We start from the raw sequence: 18,424 nt of genomic DNA on the forward strand, positions 1-18,424 counted from the left end.
CTTATCCCCCGATGTATGACATTTCGACTTTGCGCCTGGCGCCTTGCACCAGGCCGTCGGTATTGATGGTGCGCAGCTCCGAGTAGCGGTCGCTGCGCACGCGCCACAAGGCGCCGACGGCGGCTGAGATTTCGGCCTCGCTGCGGCCCTCGCGCAGCAGGGCGCGCAGGTCGTGGCCGCGCGAGGCGAACAGGCAGGTGTACAGCTTGCCCTCGGTGGACAGGCGGGCGCGCGAACAGTCCTTGCAGAAGGCCTGGGTGACGCTGGAAATCACGCCGATTTCGCCGCCGCCGTCGGTGTAGCGCCAGCGTTCGGCGGTTTCGCCGGTGTAGTTCGGGTCGATCGGCGCCAGCGGCATCTCGGCGCCGATCATGCGCACCACCTCGGCCGATGGCACCACGTCGCGCATATTCCAGCCGTTCGAGCTGCCCACGTCCATGAACTCGATAAAGCGCAGGATCACCGGCGAGCCTTTGAAGTGGCGCGCCAGCGGCAGCACCTCCTGCTCGTTCATGCCGCGCTTGACGACGGTGTTGACCTTGACCGGCCCCAGGCCGGCCTGGTGCGCCACCTCGATCCCGTGCAGCACGTCGGCCACCGCGAAATCGACGTCGTTCATGCGTTTGAAGACCGCGTCGTCCAGCGCGTCGAGCGAGACGGTGACGCGCTTCAGGCCCGCATCCTTCAGCGACTGCGCTTTGCGCGCCAGCAGGGAGCCGTTGGTGGTCAGGGTGATGTCGAGCGGCTTGCCGCTCGCCGTGCGCAGCCCGGCCAGCATTTCGACCAGCCGTTCCACATTCTTGCGCAGCAGCGGTTCGCCGCCGGTCAGGCGGATTTTCTCCACACCGTGTTCAATGAACAGGCGCGCCAGGCGCGTGATCTCCTCGAAGGTCAGCAGGGCGTTGTGCGGCAGGTACTGGTAATCCTTGTCGAACACTTCCTTCGGCATGCAGTAGACGCAGCGGAAGTTGCAGCGGTCGGTGATGGAAATGCGCAGGTCGTGCAGCGGACGGTCGAGCCGATCCCGCAGGCTGCCCGTGGGCGCCTCGAGGGTGGCGGGGATGGCCGGCGTCTGGCTGCGGCCATCATTCAGGAGGATGATTTTTTCGGTCATGCTGGGGTGTTCTGTTACACCCGGTACGATAGCACGATGCCAGCAATTGCACAGGCTATCAGCACACGGATTGTGCCTTGCTTGAACCGCATCAAGGCGATGGCGGCGGCCGCGGCAATCAAGAGGGCCGGCCACTCCCATTGGCCGGCCGGGCGGAAGACATGGCTGCCGAAAAATAATGCCAGGCTGGCAATCACGCCGACCACGGCGGCGGCGATGGCGGTGAGCGGCGCGGTCATGCGCAGATTGCCGCGCGTGGACTCGACCAGCGGGCCGCCGGCCAGGATGAAGACAAACGAGGGCACGAAGGTGAACCAGGCGGCGACCAGGGCGCCCAGCACGCCGGCCAGGGCGGGCTGGCCGGCGATGGCGTCGTGCGTCCAGGCGCCGACAAAACCGACGAAGGCGACCACCATGATCAGCGGGCCGGGCGTGGTTTCGCCCAGCGCCAGGCCGTCCACCATCTGGGCGGCGCTCAACCATTGGAAGTGCTCGACGCCGCCCTGGTAGACGTAGGGCAGCACGGCGTAGGCGCCGCCGAAGGTCATCAGGGCGGCCTTGCTGAAGAACCAGCCCATTTGCGCCAGCGTCCGGTCGGCGCCGAACAGCCAGGCCAGCAGCAGCCAGGCGAGCGCCATCAGCGCGCTGCCGGCGGCGCTGGTGCGCAGCAGTCCGGCCCAGCTGAAGCGGGCGTGCGGCGGGGTGGGGGTGTGGTCGTCGATCAGCGCCGGCGGGTGGCTGGCGCCGGGCGCAGCCGTGGCGGCGTGGGCGCCGGCCCCCAGGGAAAATGCCTGCGGGCGCAGGCGGCCGCCGAGCCAGCCCAGCAGGGCGGCGCTGGCCACTATGGCGGGGAAGGGCAGCCGCAGCACGCTGATGGCGATGAAGGCGGCCAGGGCGATGGCGGCCAGCAGGCGGTTGCGCAGGGTGCGCTGGCCAATGCGCCAGGCGGCGGCCAGCACAATGGCGACGACGGCCGGCTTCATGCCGTACAGGACGCCGGCCACGGCGGGCAGGCTGCCGTAAGCCATATACAGCCAGGACAGGGCGATCAGCAGTAAGAGCGAGGGCAGGACAAACAGGATGCCGGCGACGATGCCGCCCAGGGTGCGGTGCATCAGCCAGCCGATGTAGATGGCCAGCTGGGTGGCCTCGGGGCCGGGCAGCAGCATGCAGTAGTTGAGGGCGTGCAGGAAGCGCTGTTCGGAAATCCAGCGGCGGCGCTCGACCAGCTCGGCATGCATCATGGCGATCTGGCCGGCGGGGCCGCCGAAACTGATGAAGCCCAGCTTGAGCCAGTACAGGATGGCCTGCGATAGGGGGACGTAAAAAAGGGAAGCACTGGGCTTCCCTTTTCCATCGGTGTCCGGCGGTTTAGCCATTCACCTTGGTTTCAACCTGCACCAGCGGCTCATTGACGATCGCAGCTTGCGGCTTGCGTTCGCGTGGCACGCGGATCGGCTGGGTGTTGGCGGCGGCGGCGGCCGCTTCCTGCGCGGCGCGGGCCTTGGCAGGATCGGTCACTGCCATCGACAGGCCGGCGGCTGCCAGCATGTCGTCGACGTTGGCCGACGGCGCGCTGGACGCCGGGGCTGCGGCAGGGGCCGGAGCTGCCGGGGCGGCGACCGGCGCTGGCTCGACCGCTTCGGCGGCGGCAGCTACCGGTGCGGCTTCGGCGAACGGCAGTACGGCTTGCGGCGACGCTGGGGCGGCAACCGGCTCGGCGGCTGGCTCAGGAACCGGCTCGGAAACCGGCGCAGGAACCGGCTCAGCGGCTGGCTCGACGGCGGCCACTTCGGCTACCACCGGTGCGGCGGCTTCAGCGACCACAGGCTCGGCAGCGACCGGTGCAGGGGCTGCCTCGACAACTGCCGGCTCGGCAATGACAGGCTCGGCCACGGCTGGTGCGGCGGCGCTGCTTTCGACAGCAACCGGCTCGGCAGGCGCCACGGCGACCGCAGCGGCCTCGCTCACGACGGGTTCTGCGGCCGCAGCCACGGCAACGCTTTCCGGTGCGGCGGCTTCACCTTCGGCTGGCGCCACGGTGAAGGTGGCTTCGCTTGCGCCCTCCATGCCTTCCGCGCCCTCGACGCCCTCGGCGCCTTCGCGCTCACGACGGTTGCGGTTGCGGCCGCCACGGCGGCGGCGGCGGCGTGGCTCGTCGCCACCTTCCGCGCCTTCCAGCTCATCACCCTCGGGACCGGTATTGCCGACAGCTTTCACCAGGGCCGGGGTTTCCACAGCGCCGGTGCCGGTGCCCACCGGGCCCACACCTGCTGCTGCCAATGCCAGTTCTTCCGCCTTGGCTTCCGCTGGAACCGGTTTCTCGGCGCGCGGCTCGCGTGGTGGACGCGGCTGGCGCGGCTCACGCGGTTCACGCGGCTCGCGTTCAGCACGCGGCTCGCGCTCGGCGCGCGCGGCTTGCGCCTCGGCGCCTTCGCGCGGCTCGCGTGGTTCACGCGGCGGGCGCGGCTCGCGCGGCTTGCGCGCTTCCGCTGCCGGTTTGGCTTCCTCGGCGCCTGGGCGGGAACCCGGCTCGCGCTCCTCACGCTCGCCACGGCCGCCTTTGCCGCCACGGTTACGGCCACGCTGGCCGCGATCCTTGCGGTCGCCGCGCTCGCCATTGGCGGGCGCCTTGGTGACGATGACTGGCGCCTTCGGCTGTACTGGTTCTTCCTTGTCAGCACCGGTGAAGAAGGAGATCAGTTTGGCAAAGAAGCCTTTTTCCGCAGGTGCAGCGGGCGCTGCGACGCGCGGCGCGGCCGCCTTGGCCGCTTCCGGCTTGTGTTCCACCAGTGGCGCTGGTTGATCTGGAGTAATGGTCTTGACCACCGCTTCCTGGCGCGGCTTCGACTCTTCCTTCTGGCGCTTGCTGAAGGACATATCGGTTTCCGCCGCTTCCGCCATGGTGTAGGAGGCAGCGTGGTCTTCCAGGCGCGGATCGTCGTGCTTGATGCGTTCCAGCTTGTAGTGCGGGGTTTCCAGGTGCTTGTTCGGGATCAGGATCACGGTGATGCGGTGACGGGTCTCGATCTTCAGCACTTCGCCGCGCTTCTCGTTCAGCAGGAAGGCCGCCACATCGACTGGCACCTGCACGTGGATGGCGGCGGAATTTTCCTTCATCGCCTCTTCCTGGATGATGCGCAGCACTTGCAGGGCGGACGATTCGGTATCGCGGATGTGGCCGGTGCCCGAGCAGCGCGGGCAAGTCACGTGCGAGCCTTCCGACAGGGAAGGGCGCAGGCGCTGGCGCGACAATTCCATCAGGCCGAAGCGGGAAATCTTGCCCATCTGGACGCGCGCACGGTCGTGGTGCAGGGCGTCTTTCAGGCGTTGTTCGACTTCGCGTTGGTTCTTCGACACTTCCATGTCGATGAAGTCGATCACGATCAGGCCGCCCAGGTCGCGCAGGCGCAGCTGGCGCGCCACTTCGTCGGCGGCTTCGCAGTTGGTGTGGAAGGCGGTGGTTTCGATGTCCGAACCGCGGGTGGCGCGGGCCGAGTTGACGTCGATCGAGACCAGGGCTTCGGTGTGGTCGATCACGATGGCGCCGCCGGATGGCAGCGGCACGGTGCGCGAGTACGCGGTTTCGATCTGGTGCTCGATCTGGAAGCGCGAGAACAGCGGCACGTCGTCGCTGTAGCGCTTCACGCGGTGCACCATGTCCGGCATCACGTGCGACATGAACTGGTGCGCCTGGTCGTAGATCTCGTCGGTGTCGATCAGGATCTCGCCGATGTCAGGCTGGAAGTAGTCGCGGATGGCGCGGATTACCAGCGACGATTCCTGGTAAATCAGGAAGGCGCCGGTGGCGGCCTTGGACGCGCCTTCGATCGCGCGCCACAGTTGCATCAGGTAGTTCAAGTCCCACTGCAGCTCTTCTACGGTACGGCCGATGCCGGCGGTACGGGCAATCACCGACATGCCTTGCGGCAGGTCCAGCTTGTCCATGGTTTCGCGCAGTTCCTGGCGCTCTTCGCCTTCCACCCGGCGCGAAACACCGCCACCGCGCGGGTTGTTCGGCATCAGCACCAGGTAGCGGCCGGCCAGCGAAATAAAGGAGGTCAGCGCCGCGCCCTTATTGCCGCGCTCCTCTTTCTCCACCTGCACCATGATTTCCTGGCCTTCGCGCAGCGCTTCCTTGACGGATGCATTGCGCACGTCGACGCCTTCGCGGAAATAGGAGCGGGCAACTTCTTTAAAGGGGAGGAAGCCGTGGCGGTCTTCGCCGTAGCTGACGAAGCAAGCTTCGAGGGAGGGTTCGATTCGAGTGATGACGCCTTTGTAGATATTGGACTTGCGCTGCTCGCGTCCGGCGGTCTCGATGTCGATGTCGATCAATTTTTGACCGTCGACAATTGCTACGCGCAGCTCTTCCTGCTGCGTAGCATTAAACAACATGCGTTTCATTTTTATTAACTCCGCGACCCTTGGGCCATGTCAAAGCCGCCTCCGGGGAGACGGCGAAGTACAAGGATATACGCGTGAATTAAGGAGGCTGTAGGGAGAAATGCCTCACCATGCGGCGCAGCTGCGCGAAGCGCTGCCGCCGCATTGGGCGCATGAAGCCGATCGTCATGCCGAGTTTGCGCACAGCGTGCAACATCATCCAACGGCCCGAACCGAGTCGGGTGGCGGGAGAATGCAGGCGTGCGCACATCGTCGGGCCAAGGCATCTTGTATGGTGCCTTGGCGAAACGGCAAGCGTTATCGACTTCATCAAACCAGCGAGCAACGACTGTAGTGCTTGCTCACCGGACTTATCCTAACAATCCAGCCAGTCTAATCCAGCACCCGGCGCCTGAGCCGATGGCAACAGTGGTTGCAACCCTGATCGGCGCACGAATGTGCGTATACAATTATTTCCACCGAATTTGCTTGTTGGCGAGGCCAGTGGATACGCCCCTGTGTAAAATGTACGTTTAATTCTTTACACATGCAGCAGTTAAAACCGCGGCAAAACGATTATATATTCAAAATGAAGGACTTAGAGAGATTTTCTGGGAAGCCGGTCCAAAACAAGGCGCAAAAGGCCGAATCCGCTTCCGCCCAACAGGTCCTGCCGCAAGCGCAATTCGTGACAATCAGCGAAGAAGAGGCCGGACAGCGCATTGATAACTACCTGTTGCGTGTTTGCAAAGGCGTGCCGAAGAGCCACGTTTACCGCATCCTGCGCTCGGGGGAGGTGCGCGTCAACAAGGGCCGCATCGACCAGTTGTACCGCTTGAATGCGGGCGACCTGGTGCGCATCCCGCCGATTCGAATTGCCGAGAAGCAAGAGGCGAACGTCCCGGCCGCCGAATTCCCCGTGGTGTTCGAAGATGCCCACCTGCTGGTGATCGACAAGCCGGCCGGCGTCGCTGTGCACGGTGGTTCCGGCGTGTCGTTTGGGGTGATCGAGCAGTTGCGCGCCGCTCGCCCGGATGCCAAGTTCCTGGAGCTGGTGCACCGGCTGGACCGCGAAACGTCGGGTATTTTGTTGATTGCCAAGAAACGTTCGGCCCTGAACAGCCTGCACGACCAGATGCGCGACGGCCTGACCGACAAGCGCTACCTGACCCTGTGCGTGGGCGACTGGAAGAACAAGCGGCAGCACGTCAAGTTGGCACTGCATAAATACACGTTGCCGGACGGCGAACGCCGGGTGCGCGTGCAGGCCGACGGCCAGGCTTCGCACACCGTGTTCAGCCTGCTGAAAAAATTCGACGGCTATGCCTTGCTGGAGGCCGAACTGAAAACCGGCCGCACCCACCAGATCCGCGTTCACTTGCAATCGTCGGGCTTCCCCATCGCAGGTGACGACAAATACGGCGATTTTGCACTGAACAAGGCGCTGCAAAAGGCCACTGAAACACGCGGTGCGCTGAAACGCATGTTCCTGCACGCCCACCAGATTACGTTTACCCACCCGGAAACGGGCAAGGCGATGACGCTGAATGCGCCGTTAGCCGCCGAATGCCAGCGATTCTTGGTAAGCTTGGGTAATCCATTGAATTGAGAAAAAAATAATGCCGAGAAAGCAATTTGACCTGATCGTTTTCGATTGGGATGGCACGCTGATGGACAGCACCGCCACCATCGTGAAATGCATCCAGGCCGCGGCCAAGGATTTGGCTTTGCCGATCCCCAGCCGGGAGCAGGCTGCCCATGTGATCGGGCTGGGCCTGGGCGAAGCCATGCAGGTGGCCATGCCGAATATCGACCCCAAGTATTACCCGCGCATGGTGGAACGCTACCGTTACCACTACCTGGCCAAAGACCATGAACTGACGCTCTTCGATGGTGTTCAGGAAATGTTGCAGGATTTATCACAGCAAGGCTTCTTCCTGGCCGTGGCCACCGGCAAGAGCCGTGTCGGCCTAAATCGTGCCCTGAATGCGGCCGGCCTGCTGTCGACCTTTGATGCCACCCGCTGCGCCGACGAAACTTTCTCCAAACCGCACCCTGCCATGCTGCAGGAACTGACCCGCGAGTTGGGCCAGGACCTGAAGCGCACGGTCATGATCGGCGACACCACGCATGACTTGATGATGGCGCAAAATGCGGGATCTTCCGGCATCGCCGTCGAATATGGCGCCCATCCGGTGGATCAGCTAATGGCGTGCAATCCGGTGTTCTCGGCCCGTACCGTGCCGCAGTTGCACCAGTGGCTGAATGAGCACGCGTGATGACGGCTGAAATCCTGGTGTGCGCGGCCGACGCGCTGGCCGATGGCGGCAAGGGGGTTCGTTTCCCGCTGCGCGCGGGCGGCGAAGATACGACCGGTTTCGTGGTGCGCTACGGTGGCAAGGTGTATGGCTACCTGAACCGCTGCGCCCATGTGCCGATCGAACTGGACTGGGCGGAAGGGGAGTTTTTCGAATCCAGCGGCTTATATATTATGTGTTCCACCCACGGCGCGATTTATATGCCGGAAAATGGGCAATGCGCCGGCGGCCCTTGCCGCGGCGGCCGCCTGCGACCGATTGCAGTGAACGAACACGACAACAATATTTACTGGCAGCCTGACGATTATGTGGGGCCACGACCATGAGCGACAATACCGACCAAACCGGCCAGCCCGGACCCGCCCCGGCACCCGCACCCGCACCCGCACCGGCGCCCTCCGACACGCCGCCGATCAAGTGGGAGCGCGAAGTCCTGGAAAAGCTGGTCTTCGCCACGCTGAAAGAGCAGCGCGCCAACCGGCGCTGGAGCATCTTCTTCAAAGTGTCGACCCTGGCGATCATCTTCTTCGCCGTGGCCAGCTATTTCGGCATCAACCTGATGGGCGGTGACGCCGAGGCGCTGGGCCGCCACACGGCCCTGATCGAGATCGAAGGCAGTATCGAAACCGAAGGCAGCGGTGCGGCCGACGTGGTGATTCCATCGCTGAACAAGGCCTTTGCCGACTCCGGCTCGGTGGCGGTGGTCCTGCACATCAACAGCCCGGGGGGCAGCGCCGTCCAGGCCGGCATGATCGTCGATGAGATCCAGCGCCTGCGCCGCGGCTACCCGCAAAAGCCGCTGTATGTGGTGGTGGATGAGATTTGTGCCTCCGGCGGCTATTACATTGCCTCGGCAGCGGACCGCATTTACGTCAACAAGGCCAGCATCATCGGCTCGATCGGCGTGCTGATGGATGGCTTTGGCTTTACCGGCACCATGGAAAAGCTGGGCGTCGAGCGCCGCTTGCTGACCGCCGGCGAGAACAAGGGCTTCATGGATCCGTTCAGCCCGCAGTCGGAAAAGCAGAAGCAGCATGCCCAATCCATGCTCAAGGAAATCCACCAGCAATTCATCGAGGTGGTGCGCAGCGGGCGCGGCAAGCGCTTGAAGGAAACGCCGGACATGTTCTCCGGCCTGTACTGGACCGGCGCGCGCGCCGTCGAGATGGGCCTGGCCGACGACCTGGGCAGCGTCGACAGCGTGGCGCGCGACGTAGTCAAAGCCGAGGATATTGTTGACTACACCCAACACGAAAACCTGCCGGAGCGCGTGCTGAAAAAGTTTGGCGCGGCGGTGGGCCATGGCGCCATCAAGGCGGCGGCGGAGGCGGCCAAGCCCAGCCTGCGCTAGGGCTTGGCTCAGCAGTCAACATTGGCATTTTTGCTTGCCATTTCCCCGAGGTGGACTATATTGACGGTGTAGTTCGAGTCAAGGGGAGGGCGACAAGCAATCAAATCTTGAGGCAGACTACGCAGCCGCATCACGGATGCGGAGTTGAGTGAATTGACATTCCTCATTACTGTCTCTTTGGGAGGCAAGAGAACGGCGGCCCCTGGCCGCTGTTTTCATTTCCGGCGTGCCGGCGGCGAGCGCAAAGCCGCCCTGCATCAGCCAGCTTTCCAGGTCGACCTGGCGCTGGCGGCGCCAGGCGGCCTGCGGCATGGCGTCGGCCTGGCCGCTCCAGCGCGCCACGGCCAACTGGGTTTCCAATGCGGCGGCATGGGCCAGCGCCAACGACTTACGGCTTACGTTGAGTTTCATTTGCTGAGTTCTCCCTAAGAAATTCCTATAGCCCATTCAGCAGATTCCTAATGTTTTCTTAGTGTAGCAATGCAATCGGCACGCCCTTTGATCTGCATCAATAGGTAAGCTTGCGCTAACGTAAATCCGGTAAAATCCCGCCCCATGAGCAAATTATCCCTGGACCGAATCCTGCAGTCGCAAGGTTTCGGCACCCGTAAGTACTGCCGCGCCCTGATCGAAGACGGTGACGTCCTGGTCGGCGGCGAAGTGCAGGACAACTACAAAGCGACGTATGAGGCCGAGGGCCTGGTGCTGGAAGTGTTCGGCGAAGAGTGGGTGGTGCGCGAGCGTGTCTATATCGCGTTGTACAAGCCTGCCAATTACGAATGCTCGCGCAAGCCAAGCCACCACCCGGGCGTGCTGACCTTGCTCCCAGAGCAATTCACCTGGCGCGATGTGCAGCCGGTGGGCCGGCTCGACCACGATACCACCGGCATGCTGCTGATGTCCGATGACGGCCCATTCATCCACGCCCAATCCTCCCCCAAGCGCCACGTCCCCAAGGTCTACCAGGCCACCACGGCCGAGCCCGTGACAGATGAGCTGGTGGCGCAATTGCTGGCCGGCGTCCAGTTGCACGACGAGCCGGCCCCGCTGGCCGCTGTTACCTGCATCAAGCGCGGCGAACATCAGCTCGAGATCGTGCTGGAGCAGGGTAAATACCATCAGGTCAAGCGCATGCTGGCCGCCGCCGGCAACCACTGCGCCGCGCTGCATCGCTCCGCCATCGGCCAGCTGGAACTCTCGTCGCTCGGTCTGGAGGAGGGCGAGTGGTGCTACCTCACGCCTGAACAACTGGCTTTGCTTGCCCCTGCCTGAGAGGCGCCTGCACAACGTCTTCGCTGGCGAACGCCAGCACGACGAGGCGTAATCGCATTTCTTTGCGCAAGACCAAATGGCTCGGTTAGCAGGGGACATAGACGTCCCCAATGTCCCTGACCTCGGATGCCGGCTTCAAGCAACTGTTCGCGTTTCCGGAGCTGGCGCGCGAGTTGCTTCTTGTCGTAGTAGCGCAAGATTGGGCCCGGCGCACCCGCATTGGCGACTTTGTGCGCCATAACGCAAGCTACACCGCGCAAGGCGGCGCCCAGCGGCATGATGATGTCGTGTGGGGAATCCAACGGGCGCGTCATCCTGGCGTGCACATGCTGAATGAGTTCCAGGCGCGTCCCGACAAGTCAATGCCAACGCGGATGCTGAGCTATGCCGCACTGCTATCGGATGGTCTGGTGAAACAACGAGGCGTCACGCATGGCAGGGCTTGCCGCTTGGGCGCAGATGCGGTTGCGAGCGCAGTTTCCTGGTTTTGACTGCGGACTGAATTTGACGATGGAGGGACTTGCCATGTTGGTTGAGAACAGATTCCATAATATCGAAGATATGCTCGAGTACTGCGCCGAGATGCGGGGGCGCCGTGCCGGGCGAGCGGAAGGCCGGCGTGGGGCTGCTTTTCAAGCATGCTGGAATGCCGCTATCGGAACCTGCATTAACCCTCCTCGGGCAGACATCGCCGGAGCAGATGATGCATTGGATTAATAGTTTCCTGGAAAAGGGCCGCCTCCCGCCGGAACTGACGGACGTTTAGGCGGCGACCCGCGTGTTCAACACGTGGCGTTCGAACAGGCGGTCGTGCAAGGGCAGGGCGATCACATTGATAATCGGCTCCAGCACGGCCGCCAGGCCGCCGAAAGCGAGCGATCCGGTGGCGGTGTACAGCACGCCGAACGCGACGCCGGCATGCATCAGCGTTTGCGAAACCTTCTCGGCGGCGAGCAAGGCCAGGCGGCGCCTGGCGAAGCGTGTGCGCAGCCTGAGCCAGGCCCGCTCATGGTAGGGCAGCAGCGCGACATTGATCACGGGCTCCAGTACGGCTGCCAGGCCGCCAAAGGCCAGCGAGCCGGTCAAGGCGTACATCAAGCCGAACGCGATTGCCATATGGGTGCTGACCTGACTGAGTTTTTTCGCTGCGACTGCCATGATGAGGGACTCCTTGATTCGTTGAGTCAAATGGTAATGATTCTCACCTAAGAGGTAAAATTGATTATCTCTACCGAATCGATAGCATTCCTATGAAACTCGCCACCCTTAAAGACGGTACCCGTGACGGGCAACTGATCGTCGTCGCCCGCGACCTGAAAACCGCCGTGGTCGCCGACGGCATCGCGCGCAGCCTGCAGCGCGCCCTGGATGACTGGGCCTTCATCGCCCCGCAGCTCGACGAGCTGTACCGCCAACTGAACGAAGGCAGGGCGCGCCGCAGCTTTGACTTCGTGCCGAAGGATTGCATGGCCCCGTTGCCACGCGCCTACCAGTGGGCCGACGGTTCGGCCTACGTCAACCACGTGGAGCTGGTGCGCAAGGCGCGCAATGCGGAAATGCCCGCCTCCTTCTGGGACGACCCGCTGATGTACCAGGGCGGCAGCGATGACTTTATCGGCCCTTGCGACGATATCGAGCTCAAGCATGAGGAATGGGGCATCGATTTTGAGTCGGAAATCGCGGTCGTCACCGACGATGTGCCGATGGGCGCCACGCCCGACCAGGCTTTCCAGCAAATCCGCCTGCTGATGCTGGTGAACGACGTTTCCCTGCGCAACCTGATCCCGGAAGAGCTGGCCAAGGGCTTTGGCTTCTTCCAGTCCAAGCCGGCCAGCAGTTTCTCGCCGGTGGCGGTTACCCCGGACGAGCTGGGCGAGGCCTGGCGCGACGCCAAGGTGCACCTGCCGCTGCGCTCCAGCTGGAACGGCAAACTGGTCGGCCAGCCCAATGCCGGCGTCGACATGGTGTTCAACTTTGCCCAGTTGATCGCCCACCTGGTCAAGACTCGCAACGCCCGCGCCGGCACCATCGTCGGCTCCGGCACCGTGTCCAATAAGGACGCGAAGAAGGGCTACTCCTGCATCGCCGAAAAGCGCTGCCTGGAAATGATCGCCGATGGCAAACCGACAACACCGTTCATGTCTTTCGGCGACACCATCAAGATCGAGATGCTGGACGCGGACGGCAAGTCGATTTTCGGCGCCATTGAGCAGCAAGTCTGGCAGCTGGGCCGCCCGAAAGCGGTGCCGGACGCCGCCCCGGACGCCGAGGCAGCCGAGTAAAGCCCGATTTCCCTGCCTTTTCCATCGATAGCTCTGGCCCGGCCGCCGCCATAATGGCATGGTCGATAACAGGAGCGGTGCATGGCTGAAGACAGCGAAGCCGAGAAAACAGAACCCGCGTCACAGAGGCGCCTCGAGCAGGCGCGTGAAGAAGGGGACGTACCCAGGTCGCGGGAAGTGGCGACCTTTACCGTTCTCATGGCCGCGGGTGCCGGCCTGTGGATGACGGGTTCCGGCCTGGTGCGCGAATTGAGCCGCAGCCTCACCTCGGGGCTGTCGCTGACGCGCGAGCAAGTCTATAACCCGGATGTCCTGATCAGCCGCATCCTGGTCGACGTGGTGCACGTGCTGCTGGCCTGCCTGCCGCTGGGCGTGGCCGTGATGGTGGTGGCGCTGGCGTCGCCGCTGCTGGTGGGCGGCTGGCTCTTTTCGAGCAAGGCCTTCACCCCGAATTTCATGAAGCTCAACCCCATGACGGGCTTGGGCAATATGTTTTCCACCAACTCGCTGGTGGAGCTGGTCAAGGCCATTATCAAATCCATCGTGGTGGGCGTGGTGGCGTATATGGTTATTTCGCGCCAGCAGCAGGAAGTGATCGGCCTGATGGCCGAGCCGCTGCACCGCGGCAGCGCGCACGTGCTGGAAATGCTGGCCTTCAGCTTTGTGGTGATTGTCGGTGCGCTTGGCTTCATCGCCCTGATCGACGCGCCGTACCAGATGTGGCATTACGCGAACAAGCTCAAGATGACGCGCCAGGAAGTGATCCAGGAATCCAAGGAGTCGGATGGCAATCCGCAGATCAAGGGCAAGATCCGCCAGCTGCAGCGCGAAATGGCGAAGAAACGCATGATGCAGGAAGTGCCGACCGCCGACGTGGTGGTGACCAACCCGACCCACTATGCGGTCGCGCTGAAGTACACCGAAGGCGGCCAGGGCGCGCCGCGTGTGGTGGCCAAGGGCACTGACGAAGTGGCGGCCAAGATCCGCGAGCTGGCCAAGGAGCACCGCGTCGCCATCCTGGAGGCGCCGCCGCTGGCGCGCGCCCTGCACAAGCACACCGAGATCGGCGATGAGATTTCGCCGCGCCTGTACGCCGCCGTGGCGGAAGTGCTGGCGTATGTCTTCCAGATCAAGGCCTATCGTCCAGGCCTGCGTTATCCGGACCGTCCGGGCAAGCTCGATGTGCCGGATGATATGGACCCTTTGAATAAGAAACAGTAACGGAGTAGAAGAATGAACGCCCTGAATATGCCGCCATGGATGAAAGGCCTTTCCGGTAACGGACAAGCCTTGGCTGCACCAATCCTGATCATCATGCTGCTGGCGATGATGATCCTGCCCTTGCCGGCGTTCGTGCTCGACCTGTTCTTCAGCTTCAATATCGCGCTCTCGATCATCGTGCTGCTGACCAGCCTGTACACGGTCAAGCCGCTGGACTTCATGGCTTTCCCGACGGTGCTGCTGATCTCCACCATGCTGCGCCTGGCCCTGAACGTGGCCTCGACCCGTGTGGTGCTGACCGAGGGCCATACCGGCCCCGATGCGGCCGGTAAGGTGATCGAGGCCTTCGGCCACTTCCTGATCGGCGGCAACTACACGGTCGGTATCGTGGTGTTCGTGATCCTGACCATCATCAACTTCGTGGTGGTCACCAAGGGCGCGGGCCGTATCGCCGAAGTGGGCGCGCGTTTTGCCCTGGACGCCATGCCGGGCAAGCAGATGGCGATCGATGCCGACCTGAATGCGGGCCTGATCGGCGAGCCGGAAGCGCGCCGCCGCCGCAACGAGGTGTCACAGGAGGCGGAATTCTACGGCGCCATGGACGGTGCCTCCAAATATGTGCGCGGCGATGCGATCGCGGGCATCCTGGTTACGGTGATCAATATTGTCGGCGGCCTGCTGGTGGGTATGATCCAGCACGATATGGGCTTTGCCGATGCGCTGAAAAACTACGTGCTGCTGGCGATTGGTGACGGCCTGGTGGCGCAGATCCCGTCGCTGATCATCTCGATTGCGGCCGGTATTGTGGTATCGCGCGTGGCATCGGAATCCGACATCGGCACCCAGGTCATCAGCCAGCTGTTCGCCAAGCCGCAGGTCATGTACATCACTGCCGCCATCATCGGCGGCATGGGCCTGATTCCCGGCATGCCGAACCTGGTGTTCATTTTACTGGCGGCGGTGCTGGGCGGTTCTGGCTACCTGCTGCAAAAGAAAGAGAAGGATAAAGTGGCGGCGGCGGCGGCCAAGGAAGCGGCAGGTCCCGGCGGCGCCGGCGGGCCAGGCGGCGGCGCGCAGGCGGCGCCCGAGCAGGAGGAGGCGACCTGGCAGGACGTGCTGGCAGTCGATACGCTCGGCCTGGAGGTGGGCTATCGCCTGATTCCGCTGGTGGACAAGACCCAGGGCGGCGAGCTGCTGAAGCGCATCAAGGGCATCCGCAAGAAGTTCGCGCAGGAAGTGGGTTTCCTGGCACCACCGGTGCACATCCGCGACAACCTGGAGCTCAAGCCGTCCGCCTACCGCATCACGCTCAAAGGCGTGGAAGTGGGCACGGGCGAGGCCTTCAACGGCCAGTTCCTGGCGATCAATCCCGGCATGGCCAGCGGCACTTTGCCTGGCATGGTGACCACCGACCCGGCCTTCGGCCTGCCGGCGATCTGGATCGACGCTTCGCTGCGCGACCAGGCGACCGGCATGGGTTACACCGTGGTGGATGCCGGCACCGTGGTGGCGACCCATCTGAACCACTTGATTACGACCCACGCCTCCGAGCTGCTGGGCCGGGCCGAAGTGCAGTCGCTGCTGGACCACCTGGCCAAGGAGTCGCCAAAGCTGGTGGAGGACCTGGTGCCGAAAATGCTGTCGCTGTCGGCCTTGCAGAAGGTGTTGCAGAACCTGCTGGCGGAAGGCGTGCATATCCGCGATATGCGCACCATCATCGAGACGCTGGCCGAGTTCACGCCGCATACCCAGGATCCGAGCGACCTGACGGCGCAGGTGCGTGTCGCGCTGGGCCGGGCGATCGTGCAGCAGCTGTTCCCGACTGGCGGCGAACTGTCCGTCATGACGCTGGACAACCGCCTGGAGCGCCTGCTGATGCAAGCCATGCAGACCGGCGGCGCGGATGCGGCGGGCATCGAGCCGGGGCTGGCCGATACTATCGCCCAACAGGCCGCTTCCGCCACGGCGCAGCAGGAGGCGCTGGGCGTGACGCCGGTGCTGCTGGTGCCGGGCGCGCTGCGGCCGCTGCTGTCGCGCTTCCTGCGCCGCGCACTGCCGCAGCTGAAGGTGCTGTCGCATGCGGAAATCCCGGAAACCAAGACGATTCGCGTTACTTCCCTGGTCGGCGCGCAGTAAAAACCCTAACGCCGGGAAACCGGGGGGCCGCCCAAGGGCCGGCCCCTGCTTTCCCGGTTTTGAATTAAGAGGCATTTCCCAAGCTGTTCCACCGATTGTTACCCCCATGCATCGTCAATAATTTGACCATGTGAGCAATCTGCGGAGTCGCTGGAAATGAATGTCAAAAAATTTACCGCCCCAACGTCGCGCGAAGCGCTGCGCAAAGTGCGTGAAGCGCTGGGTCCGGATGCGGTGATCCTGTCCAACCGTGCCGTCGACGGCATTGTGGAAATCCTGGCCCTGGCCGGCGACGACGCCGCCTCCCTGGCCCCGCACGCCGCCGATTCCCCCATGTCCGCGCCCGCGCCGCAGATGGAGCTGCCGACCAGCGTCGAGCCATCCTTCGCCCCGGCCCTGGTAGCGCAGCCCGCGGCACCGGTGGTGCGCGCCAGCGCCCGCCCAGCCGCCGCGCCAGCCGCGCCGCGCGCCCCGGCCCGTCCCGCCGCGCCGGTAGCGGCGCCGGCCCCGGCACCCGCCCTCGACATGGACCGCATTTCCGCCCTGGTGGCCGACGCCGTCGCCCATGCCAAAGCCAATGCCGCCGCCGAAATGAGCACCATGATGAGCGAGCTGCGCGCCATGCGCGGCATGATGGAAACCCAGCTCAACGAACTGGCCTTCTCCAACACCGCCCAGCGCGAACCGCACAAGACCGCCGTCATGCGCGAACTGCTGGCGGCCGGCTTCTCCGCCAGCCTGGCGCGCTACCTGGCCGACAAGCTGCCCGCCGCGCGCGACGCCGCCGAAGCGCTGCAATGGGCGCGCACCGCCCTGGCCCGCAATATCAACGCCATGAACAACGAAGACGCGCTGCTGGAAAAGGGCGGCGTGTTCGCCCTGGTCGGGCCGACCGGCGTCGGCAAGACCACCACCACCGCCAAGCTGGCCGCGCGCTGCGTCATGCGCCACGGCCCGGAAAAGCTGGCCCTGATCACCACCGACGCCTACCGTATCGGCGCCCATGAGCAGCTGCGCATCTACGGCAAGATCCTGGGCGTGATGGTGCACTCGGTGAAGGACGAAGCCGACCTGCGCATCGCCCTGAATGAACTGAAAAACAAGCACACCGTGCTGATCGACACCGTCGGCGTCAGCCAGCGCGACCAGATGGTGGCCGAGCAGGTCGCCATGCTGCAGGGTGTGGGCAGCCATGTGCAGCGCATCCTGTGCATGAACGCCACCTCGACCCAGGAAACCCTGTCCGAAGTGGTGCGTGCCTACCAGGGCAGCGGCCTGGCCGGCGCCATCATCACCAAGCTCGATGAAGCCGCCTCCATCGGCTCCGCGCTGGACGTGGTGATCCGCCACAAGCTGCGCCTGTTCTACGCCTCCAACGGCCAGCGCGTGCCGGAAGACCTGCACCTGGCCGACCCGGCGGCGCTGGTGGAGCGCGCCCTCGGCGGCCAGTCCGCCGCCAAATTCGGCGACGCCGAACTGCCGCTGCTGATGGCCGGCGCCGCCCACGACCCAATGCTGCGCGAGGTGCGCTTTGGCTAATTTCGATTTCGACCAGGCCGAAGGCCTGCGCCGGATGCTGGCCGGGCCCCGGCCACGCATCATCACCTTCCTCTCGGCGACCCCGCAGGACGACAAGGGCGCCATGCTGGTGAACCTGGGCGCTTCGCTGTCGCAAGCCGGCAACGACGTGCTGCTGGTGGACGCCTGCGCCAGCGCCCACGGCGTGGCCTCCCGCCTCGGCCTGGACGCCGGCGCCAGCCTGCTCGATGTGGCGCGCCAGCGCTGCGGCTTGAACCAGGTGCTGCACGCCGCGCCGCAGGGCTTCAACGTGGTGTCGATGACGCGCGGGGAAGGGCGCCGCGGCCCGGACGAAGGGCGCCGCCTGGCCAAGGCTTTCGACGTGCTGGTCAAGCAGACCGGCATCGTGCTGGTGGATGGCGAGTTCGATGGCGAAGCCTTCCCGGTGCCGCTCATGGCCAGCTCCGAGATCGTGGTGCAAGTGTCAAACAGTGCCACTTCCATCAAAAATGCTTATATGATGATCAAGCGGCTCAACCATGAATTGGGCCGCCGCCCCTTCGGCATCCTGGTCACTGGCGCTTCCGAGGCCGAAGCCAGGGTGGTTTACGATAATATGGCGCATGCGGCAAGTCGTTACCTGGCGGTCAACCTAGTTTCCATGGGGTCTGTGCCGGCGGACGAATACCTGCAGCGTGCCGCGCGGCTGGGGCGGGCGGTGGTGGATGCCTTCCCGCTGGCTGGGGCTTCGGTGGCGTTCCGCCAACTGGCCGGTCGTTTTGCAATGGGGAGCTGCAACCATTTTAGAGCCTGAAAAGAATTAGAA

16 protein-coding genes are annotated in these 18,424 nt (G+C 64.1%); 11 read left to right on the forward strand and 5 right to left on the reverse strand.

Features of this window, described 5'->3' with window-relative positions; genetic code table 11:
• Window position 1: 1 nt before the first annotated feature.
• Genes moaA through GTP41_RS06940 form a run of 3 tightly spaced genes read right to left on the reverse strand, consistent with a single transcriptional unit; the run spans window position 2 to window position 5,521 of the window.
• Complete coding sequence (gene moaA / locus GTP41_RS06930) at window positions 2–1,114, reverse strand: GTP 3',8-cyclase MoaA (protein WP_161024835.1); 1,113 nt, start codon at window positions 1,112–1,114, stop codon at window positions 2–4.
• A 14-nt stretch (window positions 1,115–1,128) separates the two neighbouring features.
• Window positions 1,129–2,493, reverse strand: a complete 1,365-nt coding sequence (gene chrA / locus GTP41_RS06935) for a chromate efflux transporter (RefSeq protein WP_161024836.1) — start codon at window positions 2,491–2,493, stop codon at window positions 1,129–1,131.
• A complete protein-coding gene (locus GTP41_RS06940; RefSeq protein ID WP_161024837.1) occupies window positions 2,486–5,521 on the reverse strand; it encodes an Rne/Rng family ribonuclease in 3,036 nt (1,011 codons plus the stop codon). Before GTP41_RS06940 ends, chrA begins: the two co-directional genes overlap by 8 nt.
• Window positions 5,522–6,089: 568 nt before the next feature.
• Between GTP41_RS06940 and rluC the strand changes: the two genes are divergently transcribed.
• From rluC to GTP41_RS06960, 4 genes are read left to right on the forward strand one after another with little or no spacing between them, the layout of a single operon-like run.
• Complete coding sequence (gene rluC, locus GTP41_RS06945) at window positions 6,090–7,109, forward strand: 23S rRNA pseudouridine(955/2504/2580) synthase RluC (protein WP_161024838.1); 1,020 nt, start codon at window positions 6,090–6,092, stop codon at window positions 7,107–7,109.
• Between the two features lie 10 nt (window positions 7,110–7,119).
• A complete protein-coding gene (locus tag GTP41_RS06950; protein ID WP_161024839.1) occupies window positions 7,120–7,779 on the forward strand; it encodes an HAD-IA family hydrolase in 660 nt (219 codons plus the stop codon).
• The gene (locus GTP41_RS06955) at window positions 7,779–8,144 is read left to right on the forward strand and encodes a Rieske (2Fe-2S) protein (protein WP_161024840.1); all 366 of its coding nucleotides are present in this window, start codon (window positions 7,779–7,781) and stop codon (window positions 8,142–8,144) included. The genes GTP41_RS06950 and GTP41_RS06955 overlap by 1 nt, the downstream gene beginning before the upstream one ends.
• On the forward strand, window positions 8,141–9,169 hold the full coding sequence (locus GTP41_RS06960; RefSeq protein WP_161024841.1) for a S49 family peptidase: 1,029 nt from the start codon (window positions 8,141–8,143) through the stop codon (window positions 9,167–9,169). Before GTP41_RS06955 ends, GTP41_RS06960 begins: the two co-directional genes overlap by 4 nt.
• 117 nt (window positions 9,170–9,286) lie before the next feature.
• Here GTP41_RS06960 and GTP41_RS06965 read toward each other — a convergent pair whose 3' ends face one another.
• Entirely contained in the window at window positions 9,287–9,580 is a 294-nt protein-coding gene (locus tag GTP41_RS06965) for a hypothetical protein (protein WP_161024842.1), read from the reverse strand.
• Window positions 9,581–9,724: 144 nt separating this feature from the next.
• Here GTP41_RS06965 and GTP41_RS06970 point away from each other — a divergent pair, with 144 nt between their 5' ends.
• Window positions 9,725–10,441: a pseudouridine synthase gene (locus tag GTP41_RS06970; RefSeq protein ID WP_161024843.1), complete on the forward strand. Its 717-nt coding sequence runs from the start codon at window positions 9,725–9,727 to the stop codon at window positions 10,439–10,441.
• 110 nt (window positions 10,442–10,551) lie between these two features.
• Window positions 10,552–10,932, forward strand: coding sequence for an Rpn family recombination-promoting nuclease/putative transposase (locus GTP41_RS06975; RefSeq protein ID WP_161024844.1), 381 nt, complete (start codon window positions 10,552–10,554; stop codon window positions 10,930–10,932).
• A 271-nt stretch (window positions 10,933–11,203) separates the two neighbouring features.
• Here the strand turns inward: GTP41_RS06975 and GTP41_RS06980 are convergent, their stop codons facing one another.
• Entirely contained in the window at window positions 11,204–11,599 is a 396-nt protein-coding gene (locus GTP41_RS06980; protein WP_161024845.1) for a DUF2061 domain-containing protein, read from the reverse strand.
• Between the two features lie 92 nt (window positions 11,600–11,691).
• Between GTP41_RS06980 and GTP41_RS06985 the strand changes: the two genes are divergently transcribed.
• The 5 genes from GTP41_RS06985 to GTP41_RS07005 all read left to right on the forward strand — a co-directional run bounded on the left by GTP41_RS06985 (window position 11,692) and on the right by GTP41_RS07005 (window position 18,412).
• Complete coding sequence (locus GTP41_RS06985; protein ID WP_161024846.1) at window positions 11,692–12,723, forward strand: fumarylacetoacetate hydrolase family protein; 1,032 nt, start codon at window positions 11,692–11,694, stop codon at window positions 12,721–12,723.
• 81 nt (window positions 12,724–12,804) lie between these two features.
• Window positions 12,805–13,944 carry a flagellar biosynthesis protein FlhB gene (gene flhB / locus GTP41_RS06990; protein ID WP_161024847.1) on the forward strand — a complete coding sequence of 380 codons (1,140 nt, stop codon included), beginning with the start codon at window positions 12,805–12,807 and terminating at the stop codon, window positions 13,942–13,944.
• A gap of 12 nt (window positions 13,945–13,956) precedes the next feature.
• Window positions 13,957–16,080, forward strand: coding sequence for a flagellar biosynthesis protein FlhA (gene flhA / locus GTP41_RS06995; protein WP_161024848.1), 2,124 nt, complete (start codon window positions 13,957–13,959; stop codon window positions 16,078–16,080).
• Window positions 16,081–16,236: 156 nt separating this feature from the next.
• Window positions 16,237–17,619: a flagellar biosynthesis GTPase FlhF gene (gene flhF, locus GTP41_RS07000; RefSeq protein WP_161024849.1), complete on the forward strand. Its 1,383-nt coding sequence runs from the start codon at window positions 16,237–16,239 to the stop codon at window positions 17,617–17,619.
• On the forward strand, window positions 17,612–18,412 hold the full coding sequence (locus tag GTP41_RS07005) for a MinD/ParA family ATP-binding protein (RefSeq protein WP_161024850.1): 801 nt from the start codon (window positions 17,612–17,614) through the stop codon (window positions 18,410–18,412). The genes flhF and GTP41_RS07005 overlap by 8 nt, the downstream gene beginning before the upstream one ends.
• The last annotated feature ends 12 nt before the right edge of the window (window positions 18,413–18,424 follow it).

It is taken from the genome of Pseudoduganella guangdongensis (assembly GCF_009857475.1).
In the GTDB taxonomy this organism is placed as follows: Bacteria; Pseudomonadota; Gammaproteobacteria; order Burkholderiales; family Burkholderiaceae_D; genus Rugamonas; species Rugamonas guangdongensis.